The sequence below is a fragment of the Faecalimonas sp. genome, assembly GCA_029264305.1.
Classification (GTDB): Bacteria; Bacillota; Clostridia; order Lachnospirales; family Lachnospiraceae; genus Faecalimonas.
In genome coordinates, this window is sequence record JARICA010000017.1 from 116,630 (window position 1) to 136,359 (window position 19,730).

Annotated in this window: 17 protein-coding genes; all 17 read right to left on the reverse strand. The window is 34.1% G+C overall.

Annotated elements, in window-relative coordinates:
- Positions 1–9: 9 nt before the first annotated feature.
- The 17 genes from ACY2U7_RS05075 to ACY2U7_RS05155 all read right to left on the reverse strand — a co-directional run bounded on the left by ACY2U7_RS05075 (position 10) and on the right by ACY2U7_RS05155 (position 19,726).
- Positions 10–777: a TIGR03915 family putative DNA repair protein gene (locus tag ACY2U7_RS05075; protein WP_461811692.1), complete on the reverse strand. Its 768-nt coding sequence runs from the start codon at positions 775–777 to the stop codon at positions 10–12.
- Entirely contained in the window at positions 755–2,089 is a 1,335-nt protein-coding gene (locus ACY2U7_RS05080) for a putative DNA modification/repair radical SAM protein (RefSeq protein WP_461815988.1), read from the reverse strand. The genes ACY2U7_RS05075 and ACY2U7_RS05080 overlap by 23 nt, the downstream gene beginning before the upstream one ends.
- A 112-nt stretch (positions 2,090–2,201) precedes the next feature.
- Positions 2,202–3,038, reverse strand: a complete 837-nt coding sequence (locus ACY2U7_RS05085) for a P-loop NTPase (protein ID WP_461811690.1) — start codon at positions 3,036–3,038, stop codon at positions 2,202–2,204.
- Positions 3,039–3,050: 12 nt separating this feature from the next.
- Positions 3,051–3,428 (reverse strand): Rid family detoxifying hydrolase, encoded by a 378-nt coding sequence (locus tag ACY2U7_RS05090; protein ID WP_461811689.1) that lies wholly within the window; start codon positions 3,426–3,428, stop codon positions 3,051–3,053.
- Positions 3,429–3,471: 43 nt separating this feature from the next.
- Positions 3,472–4,881, reverse strand: a complete 1,410-nt coding sequence (locus ACY2U7_RS05095) for an MATE family efflux transporter (RefSeq protein ID WP_461811688.1) — start codon at positions 4,879–4,881, stop codon at positions 3,472–3,474.
- Positions 4,882–4,892: 11 nt separating this feature from the next.
- A complete protein-coding gene (locus tag ACY2U7_RS05100) occupies positions 4,893–5,648 on the reverse strand; it encodes a prolipoprotein diacylglyceryl transferase (protein WP_461811687.1) in 756 nt (251 codons plus the stop codon).
- 109 nt (positions 5,649–5,757) lie between these two features.
- Positions 5,758–6,285 (reverse strand): GNAT family N-acetyltransferase, encoded by a 528-nt coding sequence (locus ACY2U7_RS05105; RefSeq protein WP_461815989.1) that lies wholly within the window; start codon positions 6,283–6,285, stop codon positions 5,758–5,760.
- 1 nt (position 6,286) lies between these two features.
- Positions 6,287–7,477, reverse strand: a complete 1,191-nt coding sequence (dnaJ, locus tag ACY2U7_RS05110; RefSeq protein WP_461815990.1) for a molecular chaperone DnaJ — start codon at positions 7,475–7,477, stop codon at positions 6,287–6,289.
- Between the two features lie 98 nt (positions 7,478–7,575).
- On the reverse strand, positions 7,576–9,444 hold the full coding sequence (gene dnaK, locus ACY2U7_RS05115; protein ID WP_461811684.1) for a molecular chaperone DnaK: 1,869 nt from the start codon (positions 9,442–9,444) through the stop codon (positions 7,576–7,578).
- A 59-nt stretch (positions 9,445–9,503) separates the two neighbouring features.
- On the reverse strand, positions 9,504–10,115 hold the full coding sequence (grpE, locus tag ACY2U7_RS05120; protein WP_461811697.1) for a nucleotide exchange factor GrpE: 612 nt from the start codon (positions 10,113–10,115) through the stop codon (positions 9,504–9,506).
- A 27-nt stretch (positions 10,116–10,142) separates the two neighbouring features.
- Positions 10,143–11,186: a heat-inducible transcriptional repressor HrcA gene (gene hrcA / locus ACY2U7_RS05125; RefSeq protein ID WP_461811683.1), complete on the reverse strand. Its 1,044-nt coding sequence runs from the start codon at positions 11,184–11,186 to the stop codon at positions 10,143–10,145.
- Positions 11,187–11,471: 285 nt separating this feature from the next.
- Positions 11,472–12,491, reverse strand: a complete 1,020-nt coding sequence (locus ACY2U7_RS05130) for an alpha-hydroxy-acid oxidizing protein (protein ID WP_461811682.1) — start codon at positions 12,489–12,491, stop codon at positions 11,472–11,474.
- 42 nt (positions 12,492–12,533) lie between these two features.
- Positions 12,534–13,658, reverse strand: coding sequence for a radical SAM family heme chaperone HemW (gene hemW / locus ACY2U7_RS05135; protein ID WP_461815991.1), 1,125 nt, complete (start codon positions 13,656–13,658; stop codon positions 12,534–12,536).
- A gap of 69 nt (positions 13,659–13,727) precedes the next feature.
- Entirely contained in the window at positions 13,728–15,542 is a 1,815-nt protein-coding gene (gene lepA / locus ACY2U7_RS05140) for a translation elongation factor 4 (protein WP_461811680.1), read from the reverse strand.
- A 35-nt stretch (positions 15,543–15,577) separates the two neighbouring features.
- Positions 15,578–16,564 (reverse strand): DNA polymerase III subunit delta, encoded by a 987-nt coding sequence (gene holA / locus ACY2U7_RS05145; protein WP_461811679.1) that lies wholly within the window; start codon positions 16,562–16,564, stop codon positions 15,578–15,580.
- Positions 16,565–16,607: 43 nt separating this feature from the next.
- Complete coding sequence (locus ACY2U7_RS05150) at positions 16,608–18,806, reverse strand: DNA internalization-related competence protein ComEC/Rec2 (protein ID WP_461811678.1); 2,199 nt, start codon at positions 18,804–18,806, stop codon at positions 16,608–16,610.
- Positions 18,806–19,726 carry a GerMN domain-containing protein gene (locus ACY2U7_RS05155; RefSeq protein WP_461815992.1) on the reverse strand — a complete coding sequence of 307 codons (921 nt, stop codon included), beginning with the start codon at positions 19,724–19,726 and terminating at the stop codon, positions 18,806–18,808. Before ACY2U7_RS05155 ends, ACY2U7_RS05150 begins: the two co-directional genes overlap by 1 nt.
- Between the last annotated feature and the right edge of the window lie 4 nt (positions 19,727–19,730).

A 19,730-nucleotide genomic window follows, 5' to 3' on the forward strand; every position in this document is an offset into this window, starting at 1 on the left:
TGAATTCGCTTACTCTATAAACTCTATCATATTTTTTCTATATTTTAATGGCAAATGTTTTCTTTGCAATTTATAATTTTCTCTTTCTTGAATAGAAATACTTTTACAAGTTTCTTTCCATAAATTTTCCATTTGCTTTTCCTTTTTAGAACACGTCTTAGTTTTTACATAATCTGGCGTTTCATCAACAACCAAAAACCATTTTTTATTTTTTTGATGTACAACAGTTGTACAATGTACACTGTCATAAATCAGCCAATTTTCTAAAGGAAGACGATTTGCAAAATGGTCTGCAATGCATACAAGTATTTGGTTTTCCGGTTCTATTTTGGCAAACAATACTCCACCGGAAAGTTCCTTAAATCGCAAAATTTCTTTAAAAAAATGTGCTTCATTTAATACTCTTCTGCTCAATTCAAACACCTTATATACGTCTCTATTTCCTAACTGATCACTTATTTTTCTACTATCAGAAATATGTCTTGCCTCAATCATCATTCCTAATATAGCATCTCCTCTTCCAGCATCCTGTGAAAGAATAGCATGATAAATTTTTTTGTATGCATCCACTCCTAAATGTTTTAAAATCATTCTTTCTATAGCAATCGATTTATAATATTTTGCTTCACTTTCTTCATATTCACAAAATAATTCTTGTTCTATATTTCCTTTTAGCACAATCCCCAATTCTTCTCTATTCATCTTTGTTTTCCATGCATCATAAATTCCGGAATAAATCCCTTCCACTGTATTTTCACAAACAAATATTTTTTTCATCGAAAACTTGTTCCTTTCTAAAATTCACATCATCAAATAAAGACAACTGTCTATACGTCATTTCTTGAATATGATTTGGCATTTTCCCTTGAGCATTTAACAAATTTCTCATGATATAATCTTCATCCATCTTAGTCGGATACATCATTTTCCCATTACAAGTCAGAAAATATAGTGCTCTCTTTAAAACCACACCCATTTTCTTTAAATCTTCAAAAGTAAGACTTGTCATTTTCCTCGCTTTTATAATTCTAGTCGCTGATTTATGTGCTATTCCCGGAACACGTAAAAGAGTATAATAATCTGCTGTATTTATCTCTACAGGAAAACACTCCAAATGTTTCAATGCCCAATCACATTTTGGATCAAGTAAAATATTAAAATTCGGATTTTCTTCAGAAAGCAATTCTTTCGCTTCAAATCCATAATACCGAAGCAACCAATCCGCCTGATACAGCCTATGTTCTCGTAAAAGTGGAGGAGTTTCAAGTAATTTTCCTGGTAAATTACAATCATCATTCACTTTGACAAATGCAGAATAAAAAACTCGCTTTAGTCCAAATCCTTTATACAAAGATTCTGTCACTTGCATAATTTGAAAATCTGTTTCTTGTGTTGCTCCTATAATCATTTGTGTACTTTGTCCAGCTGGAACAAACTTAGGTGCTTCTTTATATAAAACTATCTCCTGTCTATTCTCATTCATAATATTTTGAACAAATCGCATTGGTTTCAATATATTCTCTCTTGTCTTATGTGGTGCAAGAAGACGTAACCCCTCAGCAGTAGGCAATTCTAAATTCACACTCATTCTATCTGCCAAAAATCCTGTCTTCTGTATCAACTCCTGACTCGCACCTGGAATTGCTTTCACATGAATATATCCTTGAAATTTATATTCTGTCCGCAATTTATAAAGTGTTTGATATAAAAGTTCCATAGTATAATTGGGATTTCTTATCACTCCTGAACTCAAAAATAAACCCTCGATATAATTCCTTCGATAAAACTCCATAGTTAAATCACATACTTCTCCTGGTGTAAAAGAAGTTCTTAGGATATCATTCGAAGAACGATTCACGCAATATTTACAATCAAAAATACACTCATTTGTAAATAAAATTTTCAACAATGAAATGCAACGTCCATCCGCAGAAAAACTGTGACATATTCCAGATTTCACACAATTCCCAATTCCCGTTCCATCATTCATTCTACTCACACCACTAGAGGTGCATGCTACATCATATTTTGCTGCATCCGTTAATATATTCAGTTTTTCTTCTATAGTCATCTTCTCTGCAATTTTCATTATTCCCTCGAATATATGTTCTTTTTTCTTATTTTACCATACAGAACGTATGTTTGCAATTCTTTTCACATAAAAAGGATGCATTTTATTTCATGCATCCCTTTTATAAAAACTATATTAATTTTTCAATAGCATCCTTTAAATACTCATGATGCACTTCGTAAAATTTTTCCTGTTCTACCATTTCTGCTAATTTTGGATCGATTGGCATTTTCCCAAGTACATCCATGTTCAATTCTTTCGCAATCTCATCTACTCGGCTCTCTCCAAATACCGAAATTTTCTTTTTACAGTCCGGGCATTCCAAATAACTGAAATTTTCCACAATTCCTAAAATAGGTATATCCATCTGTTTTGCCATGTAATAAGCTTTTTTCACAATCATTTGAACTAAATCTTGTGGAGAAGATACAATCACAACACTATCAACAGGAAGCGATTGGAATACTGTAAGAGGAACATCTCCTGTTCCAGGAGGCATATCTACAAACAAATAATCTAAATCTCCCCAAAGTACTTCATTCCAAAACTGTTTTACTACTCCTGCAATAATCGGTCCTCTCCAAATAACAGGTGTATCTTCTGAGTCTAACAAAAGATTTACCGACATAATTCTCGTTTCATCTTTTGCTATACATGGAAACATACCTAATTCATTTCCCACTGCATGCTCATGAATTCCATACATTTTTGGAATAGATGGTCCTGTAATGTCTGCATCAAGAATACCTACTGAATACCCCTGTTCTCTCATCATTCTTGCAAGAGACGCTGTGACCATAGACTTTCCGACACCGCCTTTACCACTGACAACCCCTATTACTTTTTTAACATGTGTATATTCATTTGCTGGAACTTTTAAATCCATTTTACTTGGACAAGAACTAGCATGTTCACAAGACGAACAACTTTCTGCTGAACATGAACTTGTCTTTTCCTTTTCTTCCATTTCTTTCACTTCCTATTCTTCTACTACTGCAATCATTTCTACTTCACAAAGTACATTTTTAGGCAAAGTTTTTACCGCAACACAACTTCTTGCTGGTTTAGATGTAAAATATTTTGCATAAACCTCATTAAATGCTGCAAAATCTGCCATATCGCTTAAGAAGCAAGTTGTTTTCAACACTTGATCAAATGAACTTCCTGCCGCTTTTAATACTTCGCCAGCATTTTTACAAACCTGTTCAGTTTGTCCTATAATATCTTCTGCTTCAACAGCATCTGTTTCTGGATTAATTGCTATTTGACCTGCAGAATAAAAAATTCCGTTATGCACATATCCTTGTGAATATGGTCCTAACGCTTTTGGTGCCTTTTCTGTTGATACTACTTTCATTCTTAAAATCTCCTTTATTATAAATTTAAAATGCTACTGCATTTCAGTATGAAGCATCTGCCAAATCATCACGGGTAACATCTTTCAGCCATTTATAACTGAAGAACCGTTTAATTGTAAATGGCAATTTAATAATTTCATCACTCATTAGTATAACATAAACTACCGGTACACTACAATGGAATATAAATGCTGCTATAGCACCTAGAAGGATCGAACATCCCCACATTGTTCCAACATCTAATGCTAAGCCAAATTTTGTATCTCCGCCAGAACGAAAAACTCCCACTACAAGTGTACAGTTAACTGCTTGTGCTATAGCGAAATAAGACATAACAAAAAACATAAATGCAAGATAACCTTCTGCTTCTTTTGATAAAGCCATTGTTGTATTGGCTATTGGTATAGAAATTAAAATCATTGCCGCACCCATAATCCCTAAAATTAGACTCACTAATGTAAATCTTTTTCCATATGCTTTAGCATGTTCCAATTTTTTCTCTCCAATTGTTTTTCCTAGATAAATTGCTGTCGCATTCGATACCCCAAACACAACAACTTGCGCCAATTGTCTAATCACCTGTGCCACTGAATTAGCAGCCACTGCTGCGCTTCCTAAATGTCCAATAATTGCTGTGTTTGCCGAACTTCCCATTCCCCACATCAATTCATTTAATACAACCGGTAGAGAATATACAAGATAATCTTTTAACAATATTTTGTCTGTATGCCACAAATCATATAGTCTAATTTTTACGACTTTATTTTTAAAATGTGCATAGCACATAACAATAATAAATTCCAAAATTCTTGATAACAAAGTTCCAATAGCTGCACCACGCACACCTAACACTGGAAATCCTAACAATCCATAAATTAAAATCGCATTAATTGTAACATTCACACAAAGCGATAACATATATACAACCGTTGCAATCACAACTCGCTCAATACTTCGCATAATATTCAAATATACTTGTGTAAACGCCATAAAAATATACGAACAACCTACTATACGTAAATATTTTACACCTTCCGCAATTACAGAAGGTTCATTTGTATATATTCTCATTAATATTTCAGGAAAAAATAAAGCACCCATACCAAAAATAAGAGCAACAACGCATCCGAACCGCAGTCCCATTCCCAATATTTTCTCAATTGTTCTCGTATCACCTTTTCCCCAATATTGTGCTGTTAAAACAGTTGCCCCCGATGTAATCCCCATAAAAATCAATGTCATAATAAATTGAATTTGTCCAGCCAAAGAAGCACCAGAAAGTACATCTTCACTAACAGCACCAAGCATCATAATATCCGCTGCCGTTACACCCACATTAATCAAGTTTTGCAATGCCATTGGAATAACAAGCAAAATTACACTTTTATAAAATTGTTTCCAATTAATATGTAATCCATTTTTAGCCTGTCGTTCTCTCCTTCTAGTAAACATAACTTTCTCCTCTAATTATCCTGTTTCTTCTTTTTCAATAACGCTAATAAAATTAATCCTCCTCCAAGAATAAAAATAGAAATAAATTGTGAAGTAGAAAGCACACTCACATTTCCACGGGGATCGTTTCGCAAACATTCGATTAAAAATCTTCCTACACTATAAAAAATCATATAGGAAACAACAACAATTCCATCTCTTTTTTTCTTTTTTGCAATATATATCAATAAGAAAAAATGCAAAAAGTCTGCCCCACTAGATAATAATTGTGTTGGTATTAAAGATACTCCATTTGGTGCAAACGGCGAGTCATGAAAAACAATGCCATACCATGCATTCGTTTCTCTTCCATAGCAACACCCTGCCAAAAAACAACCAATTCTTCCAAATCCTTGTGCAAGAGCTAAAGATGGAACTGCCACATCAAAATATTTACACACCGGAAGTTTTTTCCATTTGCAGTAAATATATGCTCCAAGTATCCCTCCAAGTATTCCTCCATAAACAACAAATCCTTCCGAAAAACTCAATATCATCTTTGGGTTTTTCAAAATACTGTCAAGTTCTGTAAGGAAAAATAATAATTTTGCCCCAATTACTCCTCCAACAAGCCCTAAAATTCCTAAACCATATATATGATCTTCTTTTAATCCTTGTTTTTTCGCTGTAGATTCAGCAACTAAAAATGCCAAAACTATTCCAATCGCAATCATCAACCCATAACTATACACTGTAATTGGTCCTATTTCTAATAATTTATATTTCATCTTTTCACCTCACTTGTTTCTTATTCTACATGAAAGAAATCAAAAAATCTATTCCCTTTACATAAAAATTTCCTAAATGCCACAATTACACCTGACATTTAGGAAATTTTTAATTTAACTTTTCATATGCTACACGCAAAGTATCTCCCACCGTATTTTTATAATCTACTATTCCACAATAAGAAAAACCTTGCTTTTCTAAAAAGTTCTTCATAGCCAAATTTTTCTCATGAGTATCTATTCTAAGGCTTGTCCGATTTTGTTCTATACATATTTTTTCAGCAAAAGAAATCAGTTTTTTCGCAACTTTTTTTCTTCGATACTTTTCAGCTACAGCCATACGATGAATAGTCATATATTCTTGTTTATCTGTCAACCAACCTTGTCCCTTTATTTCCTCATAACACACTTCTGGAACAATTGACACAACCATAACACCTACTATTTCCGTATCACAAACTGCTACATAACATTCCTCTAAAGAAATATCCTTCCTGAATACCTCTTCCGTTGGATAACCATTCTGCCATTGATCCATATCAAACTTTCGCATAAATACTCTTGCTTCTTCAATGATTTCCATTATTCTTGCCAAATCAGATACTTCTGCCTGACGACACACAATTTGTTTTTTCATTTTAATCCTCAAAAGTTTCTTTTAATTTATCCATAAACCCTTTTTTCTTTGGCTTTTTCTTTTCCTCTTCCACCATTGTTTCTTCTTGATGTAAAGAATTTCCTGTTAATGCATCAAATTTACGAAGTGCCTCTTTTGCTTCTGCACTTAGTTTTTCTGGTGTTTGAATCACTAACGTTACATAGTGGTCGCCACGCAATTGTGGGTTACGAAGAGAAGGAACCCCTTTTCCTTTTAATCGCACTTTTGTATCTGTCTTAGTGCCTGGTTTTACAGTATAAAGTACATCTCCATCAACTGTTTTAATACGAACATCTCCACCTAAAGCTGCTTGGGCAAATGTAATTGGTGCTGTTGAAAAAATATGTACATCTTGTCTTTGGAAAATAGGATGTCTGGATACTGTAACTTCCACAAGTAAATCTCCTCTAGGACCTCCATTTACTCCCGGTTCTCCTTTATCACGAATTCTTACACTTTGACCATTGTCAATTCCCGCAGGGATTGATACCTGAATTGTCTTTTTAACAGAAATATAACCTGTTCCACCACAATCCGAACATTTTTCTCTAATAATTTTTCCACTTCCATGACAATCTGGACAAGTCTGTACATTTTGGACTGTTCCAAAGAAAGATTGCTGTGTATAAACAACTTGCCCTTTTCCACCACATTTCGAACAAGTTTCAGGACTTGTTCCTGGCTTAGCTCCTGTTCCGTTACATGTTTTACAAGGCTCTTTCAAAATAACTTCTAATTCCTTTTCACAGCCAAAAACTGCCTCTTCAAATGTAATACGAACTCCTTTGCGAACATTCGCACCTTTCATTGGTCCATTGTTTGCACGCCCTGAACGGCGTCCACCTCCGCCAAAGAAATCTCCAAAAATATCTCCAAAAATATCTCCAAAATCAGCACTGCTAAATCCGCCGAAACCTCCAGCTCCTCCAGCACCGCCTCCTTCAAATGCAGCATGGCCAAATTGGTCATATTGTCGACGTTTTTCCGCATCACTTAACACGGCATATGCTTCTGACGCCTCTTTAAATTTCTTCTCAGCTTCCGCATCTCCCGGATTCATATCAGGATGATATTTTTTGGCTAATACTCTATATGCTTTTTTCAGTGTTGCATCATCAGCATTTCTGTCAACCCCCAACACTTCATAATAATCTCTTTTTGTTTCAGCCATTTTTTATCTACCTTTCATATTTATTTACAAGGAAGTTCTGCGAAATTTGAACTTCCTCAAATTCCGCAGAACAACTTTTCATTTATTTCTTATTGAAATTAAACTTCTTTATAATCTCCGTCAACTACATCATCACCATTAAATCCTTCTGGTGCTGGACCTGCTTGTTGCTCTGGTGCTGGACCTGCCTGTTGTGCGCCTGCACCTGCTTGTTCATACATCTTTGTAAATAGCTGTTGTGCACTTGCCATTAATTTTTCTTTTCCAGCTTTAATTTCTTCAACCTGTGCATCTGTAATATTTTCAGGTGTTGATTTTGCTAAAATATCTTTTAATGCTTGAATATCTGCTTCAACTGTTGCTTTTTCGTTTGCATCAATTTTATCTCCAACTTCACTTAATGCTTTTTCTGTTTGGAAAATCATTGCATCAGCATCGTTTCTTGCATCAATTGCTTCTTTACGTTTTTTATCTTGTGCTTCAAATTCTGCTGCTTCTTTTACAGCCTTTTCAATATCGCTATCTGACATATTAGATCCTGCTGTAATTGTAATATGTTGTTCTTTTCCTGTTCCTAAATCTTTTGCAGATACATTTACAATACCATTTGCATCAATGTCAAATGTAACTTCAATCTGAGGGATTCCACGTGGTGCTGGAGCAATTCCATCAAGTCTAAATTGTCCAAGTGATTTGTTATCTCTTGCAAACTGTCTTTCACCTTGTACAACATTGATATCTACTGCTGATTGATTATCTGCTGCTGTAGAGAAGATTTGACTTTTCTTTGTTGGAATTGTTGTATTTCTTTCAATTAATCTTGTTGCAATACCACCCATTGTTTCAATAGATAATGAAAGTGGAGTTACATCAAGTAATAAAATATCGCCTGCACCAGCATCTCCTGCTAATTTACCACCTTGAACAGATGCTCCTAAAGCAACACATTCATCTGGGTTTAATGTTTTACTTGGTTCTTTTCCTGTTAACTGTTTTACTTTGTCTTGAACAGCTGGAATACGTGTAGAACCACCTACTAATAATACTTGGCCTAATTCAGATGCTACTAATCCTGCATCTGATAATGCTCTTGTTACAGGTTCAGCTGTTCTTTCAACTAAATCATGTGTTAATTCATCAAATTTAGCTCTTGTAAGATTCATATCAAAATGTTTTGGACCTTCTGCTGTTGCTGTAATAAATGGTAAGTTAATATTTGTTGTTGTTGCTGAAGAAAGTTCTTTTTTCGCTTTTTCTGCTGCTTCTTTTAATCTCTGAAGTGCCATTTTATCACTAGATAAGTCAACACCTTCCATACGTTTAAATTCAGCTAACATATAATCTGTAATTTTCTGGTCGAAATCATCTCCACCAAGTTTGTTATCTCCTGCTGTCGATAATACTTCGATAACTCCATCACCAATTTCGATAATAGAAACGTCAAATGTACCACCACCAAGGTCATATACCATGATTTTCTGTTCTTTTTCATTATCAAGACCATATGCAAGTGCTGCAGCTGTTGGTTCGTTGATAATACGTTTTACATCAAGTCCAGCAATCTTACCTGCATCTTTTGTTGCCTGACGCTGAGCATCGTTAAAGTAAGCAGGAACTGTAATAACTGCTTCTGAAACTTTTTCTCCTAAGTAACTTTCAGCATCTGCTTTTAATTTCTGAAGTACCATAGCTGAAATTTCTTGTGGAGAATATTTTTTATCATCAATTGCTACTTTATAATCTGTACCCATTTCTCTTTTAATAGATGAAATTGTTTTATCTGCGTTTGTTACAGCCTGACGTTTTGCAGGTTCTCCAACTAAACGTTCTCCTGTTTTTGTAAATGCAACAACAGATGGTGTTGTTCTTGCTCCCTCTGTATTTGCAATTACTGTAGGCTGTCCACCTTCCATAACTGCTACACAACTGTTTGTTGTTCCTAAGTCAATACCAATAATTTTTCCCATGATTAATTCCTCCTAAATTACTATATACTATTTATAAAGTTCTATACTTTTCTAATTGCTTAGTTAGCTACCTTTACCATACTATGGCGTACTACACTTTCTTTATACATATATCCTTTTTGAAATTCTTCCGCCACAATATTTTCTCCAAGTTCTTCATCTTCAACATGCATTACCGCATTATGAAAATCAGGATTAAACTCTTTCCCTACGGCTTCAATTGGTTTTACCCCAATTTCTTCCAATGTAGTCATAATTTGTTTATAAATCATTTCCATTCCAGCTACAAAAGAATCTTCTTTTTGCTCGTCTGGAACTGCTGTCAAACCTCTTTCAAAGTTATCTACGACCGGTAAGATTTTTTCAACTACTTCTTTTGCTCCAATTTCGTACATCGCTGTTTTTTCTTTTTCTGTACGTTTACGATAATTATCAAACTCAGCCATTTGTCTTGTAAGCTTATCTGTTAAATCTTCAATTTGCTCATCTTTCTTATCTTTCTTTGGCTTACGTTTAAATAATTTTTTATCTTTTTTATCCTCTTCAGTCGATTCTGTTTCTTCTACCTCTGCCTCTACTTCTTCAACAGTTTCATCTGTTTCTTCACTTTCTGTCTGAGCATTTTTCTTTGCCTCTTCCACAGCCTCTTTCACCATTTCTTCATTACTCATCTTTTTTTCCACCGGTATTCCACCTTTCTAATGTTCTTTATGAAATATCGCATCCAACTCTGCCATCAGTGTCTTTAGCGTCCTCATTACATTTTCATAATCCATTCTTTTAGGACCAATAATTCCTATCGTTCCCTGCATACCTTCTCCTAATTCATATGTTGCTGTTACAACACTACAATCTTTCATCGTGCGTACAGGTGTTTCATTTCCTATATATACCTGAATCCCTTTATTATCTTCGCTAGAAAGTGTTTCTGTCACAAGACTTGCTAATTGTTGTTTTTCCTCAAATGCACTAATAATTTCTTGTGCACTTTGATTATCACTTAATTCAGGATATTTAAAAATATTGGTTGCCCCACTTGTGTAAATTTCCAAATCATTATCTATCTGTATTGCTTCAGCAACTGCATCTAACACTTCACTAATGACTTTGCTGTGAATACCTGCTTGTTCTTTTAATCTTGCTATCATCCCTAGATTGATTTCTTCAATAGACATTCCGTTCAAATTTGTATTTAGCAACATATTTAATTTCAATAATGTTTCATTTCCTAAACACTCTGATACGGTCACAATCTTATTTTTTATGATATTTCCTTCCATTACGATAACAGCAATAATCTGATTTTCATCTACTTGTGATAGCTGAATGAATTTTAATTTATTCCTATTATAAGTTGGAGCAGAAATCATCGTTGCATAATTAGTGCTATTTGCTAACACCTTAGCCACCTGTTTTAATAATTGATCCATCTTATCTGCTTTTTCAAGCATCTGTTCTTTCATACCGGTGACTTCCTGCTCTTTTTCTTCCATCAGCATATCAACATAAAGTCGATATCCTTTGTCCGAAGGAATTCTCCCTGCTGATGTATGAGGTTGAATAATGTAGCCCAAATCTTCCAAATCAGCCATTTCATTTCTTATCGTCGCAGAACTCAAATTCAAGTCTGTATACTTTGAAATTGTTCTTGAGCCAACCGGTTCACCTGTTTCTAAATACGTTTTGATGATTGTTTGGAGAATCTTCATCTTTCTCGCATCTAGTTCCTGATTTGACTTCATCTTTTACCTCCTTTTCTTTTTATTAGCACTCATAACTTTCGAGTGCTAACACCTTACGAATATTAAGATAGCACTATGTTTTTCGTTTGTCAACAGTGTTTATATATTTTTTATAGTTTTTAGGATTATAACTATTGACTTAGAACTCTATTTTCTAAATACATAAAATAAATGTTGGAATATGAGGCGACCCCCAAAAGTTAGATTTTTTATGTCAAACTTTTAGGGGTCGGTACATTGTTAAAACATTTTTTAATATTCATAATACAATTCCACATATCTTTTTTAAGAACGCCAAATCATTTCTTTCGTAATGTCTTTCAGAGAATTTGCACCACACATTTCCATTGCATCTGTAAGTTCCTGTCCTATCTTATTTATATATAATTTTACTCCTTCTTCTCCACCACCATATAACGCAGTTACAAAAGGCCTACAAATAATTACTCCGTCTGCACCTAAGGCAATTGCCTTAAATACATCTGCTCCCGAACGAATACCGCCATCTACAAATATTTTCATCTTTCCTTTAACTGCATTTGCAATTTCTTCAAGCACTTCAGCTGTCGCTGGACATTGATCCAACACTCTTCCACCATGATTTGAAACTACAATCGCATCCGCTCCCGCAGCCTCTGCCTTTAATGCTCCTCGAACAGTCATTACTCCTTTTACAATAAATGGAGCATATGTGCTTTTCGCAATACGATGTAACTCTTCTACTGATTTTCTTCCTGCACCTGATTTTTCCGCCTGTAAAAATGGTAACCCTGCTGCATCTATGTCCATTGCCACTGCAAACGCCCCGGACGCATCTGCCAATTGCATTTTTTCTTTTACTTTCTCCATATCCCATGGTTTGACTGTCGGTATTCCGATTCCATTGGCTTTTCTTATTGCTTCTGTAGCAACCTTCATAACATTATCATTTACACCATCCCCTGTCATAGCAGCAATTCCCGCTTCTGCACAAGCTGAAACTAAAATGTTATTGTAAGATTCATCATTATATTTTTTCCCGTAATGTAAATTAACTGCACCTACCGGCCCCGCAAATAGTGGATAGCGAAAAGTTTTCCCAAAAATATGAAAAGTTGTATCTGCTTTTTGATTTTTTCCAATTGTATCCATTTGCAAACGAATTTCTTTCCATTTTTCATAATTACGTATAGCTGTATCTCCTATTCCTTTTGCTCCTGGTCCTGGCATCTGATTTTTACACGCTTTCCCATTACATACTGGACAAGCCTTACAATACGGCCCCACTTCCTGTCTAGCTTTTTCTAACACTTCGTTATATACCATGTTTCTCTCTCCTTTTTACTTATCAGCTATTTCCACATATATTTACAATAATAGTTCTGCAAATACATAGTTACTTATATCAATTCCTTTATCTGTCAAACGGACTCTCCCTTTTATCTCCTCCAAAAATCCTTGAGAAATCATCTTTTCTATTTGCTTTCCACAAAAAGTTTCTACGTCCTTTTTTAAAATACCTTCCATTTTTCGTAAGCCCAAAAAAATTATTTCCTCCAACTCTTCCTCTTTTGTCAATATCTCCTCATTCTGTTTTCTCTTTTCTACATCAGCTGAGGTTTCTAAATATTTATTCATTTCTATCGTATTCTGAAAACGTACATTTCCTAAAAGAGAAGATGCCCCAAGTCCTAAACCTAAATACTCTTTTCTTTCCCAATAGCCAAGATTATGTCTACAAGCATACCCTTTCTTTGCATAGTTAGAAATTTCGTACCGTTCATATCCCGCTTCCTTAAACCACTCTTTCGTTTTTTGGTAAATCATACGTTCCTCATCTTCATCTGGAAGTTCTTCTTTCCTACAACCATCTTCACCATACATTTTTTCAAAAGGTGTTCCTTCTTCTACAATCAAACTATATGCCGAAATATGTTCTGGTTTCAATTCCAAAACCTTATCCACTGTACTTTTCCAACTTTCTATCGTCTGGTTGGGTATAGCAGAAATTAAATCAACATTAATATTATCAAACCCTTCTTCTCTAGCTAACATATAACTTTCTAAAAATTCTTCATATGTATGTATTCTACCTAACTGCTTTAATTCCTCGTTATTTGCTGACTGTAAGCCAAAACTAATTCGATTTATACCAGCACGTTTATATGATCTTAGTTTTTCTCTTGAAATTGTTCCTGGATTTACCTCAATTGTCGCCTCGGTTACACTTTCCATTGCAAACTTTTCTCCTAATGCTCTAAAAACTCTCTCTATTTGCTGACCATCTAAAACAGATGGTGTACCACCACCCACAAAAACCGTGACTACTTGATATCTCTTTTTCATATCTTCAAATGACTCTATTTCACGAATAAGAGCTTGTACATACTCTTCTATTGTTTCTTGATTTGCTGTTCCTGATAAAAAATCACAATATGCACACTTTTTAACACAAAACGGAATATGAATATATAATTCTAAATCTTTTTTCATCTTCATCCTCTCGATTAACTTTAATTGGGGACATAGCATTTCTCAATTTTACTACGTCCCCAATTAAAGTTATTTATCATCTAATTTCAATACACTCATAAATGCTTTCTGTGGAATTTCTACATTTCCCACCTGACGCATTCTTTTCTTTCCTTCTTTTTGTTTTTCTAATAATTTTCTTTTACGGGAAATATCTCCTCCGTAACATTTTGCAAGTACGTCTTTGCGCATTGCTTTTACCGTTTCTCTTGCAATGATTTTACTTCCTACTGCAGCTTGTATTGGTATTTCAAACAACTGTCTTGGTATTTCTTCCTTCAACTTTTCACACATTTTTCTTCCACGTTCATAAGCACTTCCGCTGAATACAATGAAAGATAGTGCATCTACTTCTTCTTTATTAATAAGAATATCTAATTTAACCAATTCTGATTTTTCGTAACCAAGCATTTCATAATCAAAAGAAGCATACCCTCTCGAACGTGATTTTAATGCATCGAAGAAGTCATAAATAATCTCGTTTAATGGTAGATGATACTGCAGAACCGCTCTTGTTTCTTCAATATATTCCATTCCTTGATACACTCCTCGTCTTTCTTGACAAAGATCCATTATCGCCCCAATGAATTCAGAAGTAACCATAATTTCTGCTTTTACCATAGGTTCTTCCATGTAATCTATTTCAGCAGGATCTGGAAGATTTGATGGATTTGTCAAATCAATAACTTCCCCATTTGTTTTATGTACTTTGTAAATAACCCCCGGCGCTGTTGTTACCAAATCCAAATTATATTCTCTCTCTAAACGTTCTTGGATAATTTCCAAGTGAAGAAGACCTAAAAATCCACAACGGAAACCAAACCCTAATGCAATAGAAGTTTCTGGCTCAAATTGAAGTGCAGCATCATTTAACTGCAACTTTTCCAAAGCATCTCTCAAATCTTGATATTTCGCTCCATCTGCAGGATACATACCACAATACACCATTGGCTGTACTTTCTTATATCCTGGAAGTGCTTCTTTACAAGGATTTGCTGCATTTGTAATCGTATCACCTACGCGTGTATCTTTTACATTTTTAAGGCTTGCTGTAATATATCCAACCATTCCGGCATTTAATTCATCACAAGGAATAAACTGTCCTGCGCCAAAATATCCAACCTCTACTACTTCAGCCTTTGCACCTGTCGCCATCATCTGAATGGTCGTGCCTTTTTTCACTCTTCCTTCTTTAATTCTACAAAATACAATAACACCTTTGTATGAATCATATACAGAATCAAAAATCAATGCTTGTAAAGGAGCATCTGCATCTCCTGTAGGCGCAGGAATTTTCTGTACAATCTGTTCTAATACTTCATCTACATTCAATCCTGTTTTTGCTGAAATACGTGGTGCATCTTCTGCCTCAATTCCAATCACATCTTCAATTTCCTCGATAACACGCTCAGGTTCTGCACTCGGTAAATCCACTTTATTAATAACTGGCATAACATCTAAATCGTGATCTAATGCCAAATAAACATTAGCTAATGTCTGTGCCTCTACCCCTTGTGCAGCATCAACTACAAGTATTGCACCGTCGCAAGCAGCAAGACTTCTAGATACCTCATAATTAAAATCCACATGCCCTGGTGTATCAATCAAATTAAAAATATATTCTTCACCATTTTTCGCACGATATACAGTACGAACTGTCTGTGCTTTAATTGTAATTCCACGTTCTCTTTCTAATTCCATATTATCAAGAACTTGTGACTGCATTTCTCTACTAGTTAATAATCCTGTTTTTTCGATAATGCGGTCAGCTAAAGTTGACTTACCATGATCTATATGTGCAATAATGCAAAAATTTCGTATTTTACTTTGTTCTATTCCTGCCACGTTTGTTCCTCCAATTATTCTAATCTAATTGATTATTATACACTATTTGAAGAGTATTTGACAATGAAAAGTTCTACCGCCAACACATCTCCTAATCTTCCAGTCTTTACCCGTTCTTCTATATCTACACTTTCTTCCAAAATACTTCTCAGTTCTTTTTGCGAAAATCTTTTTGACTGCTCTATATATTTCCCTACTGCAAAAGGATGTAGACCTGCTTTGGAGGCAATTTCTTTTTTACCATACCCTTGTTCTACCATTTCTTTTACTTCCATCAATAGGCGAAACTGTCTGGAAAGTAAATATAAAATGCGCATTGCAGGTTCTTTCAAAGCCAGTAAATCATAATATCTATCCAGTGCTCTCTTCTGTTTTTTCTCTGCAACTGCATTTACCATATCAAAAATCTCGTTCGTAATCTGTGTAGTACAAATTGTATCTATATCCTTCAACTCAATAACTTCTTTATCTAAAGTATAACAAAACAATTTTTCCATTTCTTTTTGTAAATTTTCCATATCTGTCCCACACTTTGCTAATAAATAACGAATGGTTGACTCTGTAATCTGCTTTCCTTCTTTTTTCACATTTCCATAAATCCAACGCACCAATGTTTTTTCATCTTGTTTAGCAAGTTCTACAATTCGGCCCTTATCTTTTACTGCTTTATATAATTTTCCTCTCTTATCCAATTCCTTTTCCACAAAAATAAAGTACGTTGTTTCAGGAATATTTTTTATATATTCAGCAAGTTCTGGTGTTGCATTTTTAAAAAAACCAGAATTTTCAATAACAATCAATCTACAAGTACTAAAAAATGGCATCGTCTCTGCCAAATCAATGATTTCTTTTACATCAATTCCCTTCCCTTCGTAATAAGCATAATTCATTGTATCATCAGCAGAAATAATTGCCTTGCTCAATTTGTCTTTATATTGTTTCTTTAAATAATTTTCTTCTCCAAACAGAAGATAAATCTGCTTGAATTTTCTCGTCTTTAAATCTTCATTCAGACTTTTCATTATTTTTACCTCACATGTATTCTCTTTTCAGTATAATCAAATCTCAATTTTTCTGCAAGGGAAATAAATAACACTCTAACTCCATTTTCTTTCCGTCGGTATTGATCGTTATGCATCCTTTTTCTTTTGTAGCATATACTTTTATCTTCTTTTCCTCAAGCCTTTTTAATAATTCTTTGTGCGGATGTCCATAAGAATTTTTTCTTCCACTAGAAATAATTGCTATTTTCACTCCTACTTTATCTAAAACTTCTTTTTTTGTTGAATGCTTTGAACCGTGATGTGCTACTTTTAACACATCATATGTTTGCTTTATCTCATTTTGTAACTCTTCCTCCCCTTCTCCTTCAATATCTCCTGTAAATAATGCATCAAACTTTCTATATTGTAAAGAAAGTACCATCGAACTTTCATTCCCCACTTTTCCATTATATGTGCAATCTGGAAAGACACACTCTAGTTCCATTTCTCCCTCCTTTAATCTTTCTCCCTTTCCTAACACAAATACTTTAGTTCCATAACGCAATGCCTTATTTGCCAATTTTGTCAGTGTTTCATCCCACACTTCTTTTACTGGAAGAACAAGATTTTCAATAGCTACTCCTATTTTCTGTCTCTCTAACATTTCATCAATTCCACTTAAATGGTCCAAATCTCCATGTGAAATAAAAACATAGTTTAAAGTTTTCACCCCTTTTGCTTTTAAAAAAGGTTCGATTCTATATTTCCCAACTTGTTTCACATCACTACTACCACCATCAATAAAATAAGTGTTTTTTTGAGGTCCACACAGAAAAATCCCATCTCCTTGTCCCACATCTAACATGTCTATTTCTAACTTCCCACTTGAAAAATGATGCGGAATAACTATCATAAAAATACTGAAAAAAAGGATTCTTTTTCTATATGTTTTATCCTCTTTTTCCCCTTTCCTTTGCATATACAAAATATAAATAATCAAAGTGAAGTAAAATAATACCACTTGCCACCATTCCGGTTTTCCTAAAACAATTCTTGGTTTTGGTAATTCTAATATCCATTCACATAAATAATTATATATTGTCACAAAAATGCCACTTCCTTTTAAAACGAATGTACCAAAAGGTTTCCAAATATATATTAACAACATCCCCACAACCGCCATTCCCAATAACAATGACATAACAGGAATAATAACCATATTTAAGAAAAACGCGTATGTTGGAATTTCAAAAAAGAAATATAGCGTAATTGGAATTAAAAATAATTGAATTGCTAAGCTAGCATAAATCGATTGCACCCATTTTTTCTTACTAGGAAACAACATTTCCAAAATTGGTTTTAACAAAAGAATGCCCAAAACGGCACCAAAAGAAAATAAAAATCCCGAATCAAAAAGATATTGTGGTCGCCAACAAATTACTATTATTGCCGATATACTAAGACTTGTTGCCAAATCATATACTCGTCCTGTAATATCTGCACCAATTTTTATAGCCAACATAATCAATGCCCTTAAAGTAGACACCGCTGCTCCCGTCATTAGCACATACAGCGTCATCAATACAATAACTATACCTCCCGCACTTTTATAGGACCAGCCCATCTTCCGAAAACTACTATAAAAAAGGGTTCCTATAAATGATAAATGCAAACCGGAAATTGCTAGAATATGCCCTATTCCATTCACTTGGTATAATTCTTTCCATTTTGAACTTATTTCCCTTTTTTCTCCTAATAAGATTGCACTAATTATTTTTCCTTTTTCCTTCCCTAAGACTTCACATATACTTTGATCACATTTTTCTCTCAGAGTTTCTAACCAATTTCGAACCAACCAAACATTTCTTGATACAATTTTAATTTTTGTCGAAGATATTGAGATAAGTATTCCTTGTTTTTCATAATAAAATTTAGAATTATAATTTCCAAAATTTCTAGGTTCATCAAAAAAACGAAGTTTTCCAGAAACAAAAATTTTGTTTCCAAGAGCAAACTTCCTTTTTTGCTTGTTATATACTATTATTCTTATATTTTCTAATTTGTGATTTTGATGTTGAATATGTACATCTTTCAGATATAAGATTTGTCCATTAGAACTTGTTTCCTTTTTATAAATACACCCTAATGCATGAACTTGTTTTTCTTCCAAACTGTTAAAAGTATCTGTGGCAGGAACCATTTTCCTTATTCCCGCCACAAGTAAAAAAATTTGCATCGTAATAATTCCAACACAAACCAAACAAAATGGTCTTTTTCTCATTACTTTTGCTCTACTAATTCCATATTTCTATCAAGAAGTTCATTTAAATAAACTGTTTCTTGAAATTTTATCGATGTTTTCCCTTCCACCGCAATTTGCACACGACTTGCTTTTCCATTACTAATTAACGAATTAACAATACCATAAATAATCACTTTCGGTTCAACGTCATATTTCTGTTCTAAAAATTGCTTGTCAAAATTCACATAACATATCCCGTCCTTTACCGAAACATTTAACACCTTTACTTGTGGAGATAATAGTTGTTTTCTCCCATTCATTTCTGGTCCTTTCATCAACTGTTCGATAACTAGTTTTTCAATAGACGTATCGCCTGCATATCTTACATTTACTTTTTCGGAGAGAAGCCCATTCCCTTTCTCATTTGGGAAAAATAACGTTAAAGTTGTTTGTTGACTAGATTTCAAAGCACTTTTTGTATCCCGCACAAAAGAATCTGCTTTCATAAAACCTATAACTTCACCACTTTTGCTCTTAAGTGGTTCCTCCCCAATATAAAACGCCACTTTTTCAATTCCCTCTATTTGTGTTAATGATTGCACAATAGAAGCACGACAAAGAATTTCTTCTACTTCTCCCAATTCCGCATATTTCTCATTCATATAAATGTGAACTTCATTTGCTTTTAGATTTACTTTTTTAATCTTCACTTTTGAAGGAATAGATGCCTTTAATTCAATATTTTCTGGCGTCTTCGCCAAACTTTCAAGCATTTTAGCAACTGCTTTGTCAGTCTTTTTTTCCTTTATTTTATAAGTTTCTTTTTCTAGTGCAGTCTCTTCCATATTTGCATAATAAAGAAATGGACCTTTTTGACTTTCTTTCTCTTTTGTTTGACACCCTGAAAAAAGCACAAGGAGTAATAAACCTATTATTAGTATTCTTTTTTGCTTCTTCATATAG

Coding starts and splice junctions, on each gene's coding strand:
- ACY2U7_RS05100 (WP_461811687.1), bottom strand. CDS start 5,648: ATGAAATATAAATTATTAGAAATAGGACCAATTACAGTGTATAGTTAT.
- ACY2U7_RS05095 (WP_461811688.1), bottom strand. CDS start 4,881: ATGTTTACTAGAAGGAGAGAACGACAGGCTAAAAATGGATTACATATT.
- ACY2U7_RS05105 (WP_461815989.1), bottom strand. CDS start 6,285: ATGAAAAAACAAATTGTGTGTCGTCAGGCAGAAGTATCTGATTTGGCA.
- ACY2U7_RS05130 (WP_461811682.1), bottom strand. CDS start 12,491: ATGGTATATAACGAAGTGTTAGAAAAAGCTAGACAGGAAGTGGGGCCG.
- dnaK (WP_461811684.1), bottom strand. CDS start 9,444: ATGGGAAAAATTATTGGTATTGACTTAGGAACAACAAACAGTTGTGTA.
- ACY2U7_RS05150 (WP_461811678.1), bottom strand. CDS start 18,806: ATGAGAAAAAGACCATTTTGTTTGGTTTGTGTTGGAATTATTACGATG.
- ACY2U7_RS05090 (WP_461811689.1), bottom strand. CDS start 3,428: ATGAAAGTAGTATCAACAGAAAAGGCACCAAAAGCGTTAGGACCATAT.
- ACY2U7_RS05085 (WP_461811690.1), bottom strand. CDS start 3,038: ATGGAAGAAAAGGAAAAGACAAGTTCATGTTCAGCAGAAAGTTGTTCG.
- dnaJ (WP_461815990.1), bottom strand. CDS start 7,477: ATGGCTGAAACAAAAAGAGATTATTATGAAGTGTTGGGGGTTGACAGA.
- grpE (WP_461811697.1), bottom strand. CDS start 10,115: ATGAGTAATGAAGAAATGGTGAAAGAGGCTGTGGAAGAGGCAAAGAAA.
- ACY2U7_RS05080 (WP_461815988.1), bottom strand. CDS start 2,089: ATGAAAATTGCAGAGAAGATGACTATAGAAGAAAAACTGAATATATTA.
- hrcA (WP_461811683.1), bottom strand. CDS start 11,186: ATGAAGTCAAATCAGGAACTAGATGCGAGAAAGATGAAGATTCTCCAA.
- hemW (WP_461815991.1), bottom strand. CDS start 13,658: ATGAAAAAAGATTTAGAATTATATATTCATATTCCGTTTTGTGTTAAA.
- holA (WP_461811679.1), bottom strand. CDS start 16,564: ATGAAAAGTCTGAATGAAGATTTAAAGACGAGAAAATTCAAGCAGATT.
- ACY2U7_RS05155 (WP_461815992.1), bottom strand. CDS start 19,726: ATGAAGAAGCAAAAAAGAATACTAATAATAGGTTTATTACTCCTTGTG.
- ACY2U7_RS05075 (WP_461811692.1), bottom strand. CDS start 777: ATGAAAAAAATATTTGTTTGTGAAAATACAGTGGAAGGGATTTATTCC.